The organism is Saccharopolyspora sp. (genome assembly GCF_017434145.1).
GTDB lineage: Bacteria > Actinomycetota > Actinomycetes > Mycobacteriales > Pseudonocardiaceae > Saccharopolyspora_C > Saccharopolyspora_C galaxeae.
This window is the reverse complement of the sequence record NZ_JAFRFW010000032.1, coordinates 1-2700: the sequence shown is the minus strand read 5'-3', so window position 1 is coordinate 2700 and position 2700 is coordinate 1. Positions and strand designations below refer to the sequence as shown.

Below are 2700 nucleotides of genomic sequence, written 5' to 3'. Positions count from 1 at the left end.
TACCCCTCGACCGCGGCGATCAGCGGCTTCTGCGGCGGGCGCTCGGTGACGCCGCCGAAGCCGCGCCCCGGGATGGAGGGCCGCTCGCCGCGGGCGAAGCCCTTCAGGTCCATGCCCGCGCAGAACGTGCCGCCCGCGCCGGTGAGGATCGCGATGGTGAGGTCCTTGCGGGCCTCGAATTCGTCGACGGCCGCGGCGAGCCCCTCGGCGACGCTCTTGTCGACCGCGTTCTTCGCCTCCGGCCGGTCGATGGTGATCACGGCGATGCCGTCGCCGAAATCGGTGCGGACGCTCTCAGTCACGCGCGTGTCCCTCCGTTGCCGCCGCGTCGTCGGCGCGGCACCTGATGCACCACCCCGCTGCGAGTGGTACCCGTTCGCGAAAAAACGGTCAAGTTCGACCGTTCGCGGCGAACCATCGGGTGATCTTCTCATCCGAGGCCCGCAGCCGCCCGTGCGTTTCCAGCAGCACCAGGTGCGCCAGCGACTCGCGCAGCGCGTGCCGCTTGAGGAACTGCGAAAGCGTCTCGAACGGCCGCGACCAGTGCAGCCGGGTCGTCACGTCCCAGCCGGTGCTGCCCGGGTTCGCGGCCACCGCGCGTTCGACCTCCGCGAGCCGCTCGCCGTGGTGCTCCAGCAGCGAAGCGACCCGCGCGTCCAGGCCGCGGAAGCGGTATTCGTGCGCTGGCAGCACCTCGTCGGCGTCGATCTCGCCGACCGCGCGCAGCGAGTCCAGGTAGCGCCCCAGCGGATCGCCGAGCTGGCCCGGGTACAGCGAGATGTTCGGGCTGATCCGCGGCAGCACGTGATCACCGGACAGCAGCAGCCCGTGCTCGCGCTCGTGGAAGCACAGGTGCCCGGGCGTGTGCCCCGGCGTCCACACCGCGCGCAGGTCCCAGCCGGGCAGGTCGATGCGGTCGTGATCGGCGATGAGCACTTCCGCGCCGTCTTCGAGCAGGTGGGCGCGGGACAGGCCGTGCGGTTCACCGACCACGTCCCGGGGCGCGCCCGCGTCGGTCAGCTGCGCCGCTGCGCGGCGGGTGATCGAGTCGGTGAGCGCATCGTCCGGGCGCACCTGCGCGGCGTCGGCCTCGTGCATCCCGATCCAGGCTCCGGATGCCTCCCGCACCCGTCCGGCCAGCCCGAAGTGGTCCGGGTGCGTGTGCGTGACCAGCACCGCCCGCACGTCCGCGGGTTCGTAACCGGCGGTGCGCAGCCCGGCGACCAGGGCCAGCCAGGAGTCCTCGGCGTCCCACCCGGCGTCGACCAGCGCGACGCCGTCGGGCAGCTCGAAGGCGTAGATGAGCGTGTAGCGCAGCGGGTTGTCCGGGATCGGCACCGGGATCGACCAGAGGCCGTCGCGGACCTTCTCCACCGGCGGCAGCACGCCGTCCTGCCACGCCTGGCGCTGCCGCGTCCCGGTCACTTGCACCGCGCTGTCCACGACCGGCCTCCTCGCTGCATCGCGGGTTCCTCCGCCGGACTTTAAGAGAGCGTTGTCGGGGGCGGGAGGCATGCTGCCCGCGACGATCATCACTGCGCGTTCCGGAGCGAGCCGGCCGCGGACGGCGAGGGGGTTTCCGTGCGGCAGCGTCAGATCGCCCTGCTGCGGGGCGTCAACCTGGGCAAACACAACCGCGTGCCGATGGCCGAGCTGCGCGGGGAAATGGCCGCGCTGGGGTTCGGCGAGGTCGCCACGCACCTGCAGAGCGGCAATGTTGTGTTCTCCGCCACGATCTCCGCGGATGCGGCCGAACGGGTCATCGCGGAGGGCATCGCGAGCCGGTTCGGCATCGAGGTCCCGGTGCTGGTGCGCACCCGCGACGAATTGGCCGCGCTGATCACCGCCGATCCACTCGCGGGCGTCGCGACCGACCCGGCCAAATACCTCGTCACGTTCCTGTCCGCGAAACCCGATCCGGACCGGTTCGCCGCGCTGGAGCCGCCGGAACCGGAACTCGTGCGGTTCGGCGAGCGCGAGGTGTTCGTGTGGTGCCCGGACGGGGTGCGCAACACGCGCGTTTCGCAATCCTGGCTGGAGCGGCGGCTCGGGGTTACCGCGACCTCCCGCAACTGGAGCACGGTCGAGCGCCTGCTGGCCATCGCCGAGGGTTAACCCGCAACCGTTTTCCCCGCCGTGCCAGGACGTTCTGCCCTATCCGGCACCCGCGCGGGGCGCCGAGGCTGGGACGCGGAGCCACCAGCGGGCGCCGAGCAGCGGTGCTGCCCGCAGCCGATCCGGAGGGGGGCCGCAGATGGGCCGAGCGGTGGGCATCGATCTGGGCACGACGAACTCGGTCGTCGCCGTGCTCGAAGGCGGCGACGCGACGGTGATCGCGAACTCGGAGGGCTCGCGCACGACCCCGTCGGTGGTGGCCTTCGCCCGCAGCGGCGAGCTGCTGACCGGGCAGCCCGCGAAGAACCAGGCGGTGACCAACGTCGACCGCACCATCCGGTCGGTCAAGCGGCACATGGGCACCGACTGGAAGACCACGATCGACGACAAGGCCTACACCGCGCAGGAGATCAGCGCCCGGGTGCTGATGAAGCTCAAGCGCGACGCCGAGAACTACCTCGGCGAAGAGGTCACCGACGCCGTCGTGACCGTGCCGGCCTACTTCGACGACGCGCAGCGCCAGACCACCAAGGAAGCCGGGCAGATAGCCGGGCTCGAAGTGCTGCGCATCATCAACGAGCCGAC

The 2700-nt window shown here is 71.5% G+C and carries 4 protein-coding genes; 2 read left to right on the top strand and 2 right to left on the bottom strand.

Annotation, left to right across the window (positions count from 1 at the left end):
• Both IJH84_RS00845 and IJH84_RS00840 read right to left on the bottom strand, forming a co-directional pair.
• A partial coding sequence (locus IJH84_RS00845) for an enoyl-CoA hydratase-related protein (RefSeq protein WP_295139036.1) occupies nt 1-302 on the bottom strand: 302 nt, incomplete at its 3' end.
• Between the two features lie 88 nt (nt 303-390).
• Nucleotides 391-1443, bottom strand: coding sequence for an MBL fold metallo-hydrolase (locus IJH84_RS00840; RefSeq protein WP_295139033.1), 1053 nt, complete (start codon nt 1441-1443; stop codon nt 391-393).
• Between the two features lie 138 nt (nt 1444-1581).
• Between IJH84_RS00840 and IJH84_RS00835 the strand changes: the two genes are divergently transcribed.
• Nucleotides 1582-2115, top strand: coding sequence for a DUF1697 domain-containing protein (locus tag IJH84_RS00835; RefSeq protein ID WP_295139030.1), 534 nt, complete (start codon nt 1582-1584; stop codon nt 2113-2115).
• A 139-nt stretch (nt 2116-2254) separates the two neighbouring features.
• Nucleotides 2255-2700, top strand: a 446-nt coding sequence (locus IJH84_RS00830; protein ID WP_295139027.1) for an Hsp70 family protein, incomplete at its 3' end; no start/stop codon positions are given.